This is a genomic window from Ideonella sp. P3_A4 (assembly GCF_056403075.1).
In genome coordinates this window covers 1-1,675 of record NZ_JBFUGE010000958.1, presented here as the reverse complement: position 1 = coordinate 1,675, position 1,675 = coordinate 1, and the positions used below count along the sequence as shown (strand labels likewise).

Sequence of the window (1,675 nt, the reverse complement as noted above, 5' to 3'; positions counted from 1 at the left end):
CATGTTGACCATCGGAGTCTGTGCCTCCGGCTCGGCAAAGCCGACGCCAACCGCTCCAATGCAAATCAGGCTGCAGAAGGTGGCGATGGCTTGATGGCGTTTCATGGCGAGGTCTTCCCTTGTCGGCACAGGGCTGGCGGATCGCCGACCGCGTCGCGGTAAGGCCGCCACTCATCGTCGGTCAATGCTTTTCCGGCCAGTTGGTTGCACAGGAATGGCATCCACTCTTGCGGTGCCACCCAGCTTCTTGCGACGCCAGATGGCCTCACCAGCCACACTCGGTGAGGTTTCTCGCGCGAGTAGCTCATGCCGGTCTCTACGACATCGTTCAATGGGTCGTTAATTCGCTGGCGAAACGAATAGATGGGCCAGAAGGCCGGCTTGAGGGAATCCAAACTGACGTCGCGCTTCCAAATGGACAGGTYGCCATTGGAGGTGGCTCCTGCTATGAAGACACCGTCTTCACTCGAATCGAGTCGGCGCAGTGGCCGTTGAACTGTCACGCGGTCTGACAAGCTCGCCTTGCGGCAATCGGCATCGAGCAGCGCGAGCTCGCCCATGCGCTCGGTGGTCGACTGAAGTTCGACCGCGACGAGCAGTTCATGTCCATTTCCGAGGTAGTTCAACGCGGTCACTCGCGAGTTGGTCGGCACATTCCAGTCGCATTTCGCCCAATCGCCTCGGCTCGGACGGAACCAGGTAATGGATCCATTGGAGGTGCCCACCGCCAGTCGCCCATCGGCACTGAACGCCAGCGCGGTGACCCCCGGCGCGTCCTGCAGACGCTTCAAGGGTTGAACCGACGTGGCGGCCACGCGATACAGAGTCACGTCACCCTGGCCGCCCGCAGCAGCCAGCAACGATTCGTCGCTGGAGAAGGTGAGCAGTTCTGCCCCACCCGCTCGAGTCCTGAAGATCTCCCGCGGAGACTGTGACGAATCAAGCGCCCACACGGTGAGGCCGTTGGTTCGAGTCCCCAGGGCCACATACCGGCCCTTGGGGCTGAGGGCCAGCGACAACACGTCACCCAGGACGCCAACATCCCATGCCGCAGATTTCGCCCCGGTTTGCACATCGCGGATGCTGAGCTTGCCGTCTTCCCAGGCAGCCACGCGTACCGAGCCTCCCGTCGACACGGGATCCGAGACTCGGTCGCTGACACTGGGCGGGTACTCACTGATGGCCGAATCGACCGATCTGGGTTTGATGGGCCACTCTCGAACCACCGAATCTCCACCGCCAACCAGCACATGATCGGATCCGGGGACGGCCACGATCATCGCAGCGTTCTCGTCCGCGCTGTAGTCCAAGTTGCGGTGCCGCACCAGCTTGCCGGAGTCATCGACCTGCCAGGCCGCGAGCACGCCCTCGCTGTCCACCGACACCACCTGACGAGACCCGTCGCCGAGCAAGGTCAGGGCGATGACGGGTGTCGATCCGTCGGGCGGACGCGTGTCGAGTCGACGCCCACGGGCAGCATCCACGTGCGTGAGGCTGCCATCTGCCAATGCGACAAATACTCCGGATTCGTCCGGCGCATGGCCCAACGCCGTGATTTCGAACTTGAAGCTGACCAGCGTTGTCGCTGGCGTGTCGAAGGAGCCCTGCGCTTCTTGCGCTGGGACGTCGAATCGAAGCAACTTGTCCTGGGAGGCAGCAACGATCGCCTTGCCAC

The 1,675-nt window shown here is 62.7% G+C and carries 1 protein-coding gene; it reads right to left on the bottom strand.

Annotated elements, in window-relative coordinates; translation table 11 throughout:
- Positions 1-101: 101 nt before the first annotated feature.
- Positions 102-1,675: WD40 repeat domain-containing protein (locus AC1DYI_RS34850; protein ID WP_477208671.1), on the bottom strand; the 1,574-nt coding region annotated here is incomplete at its 5' end.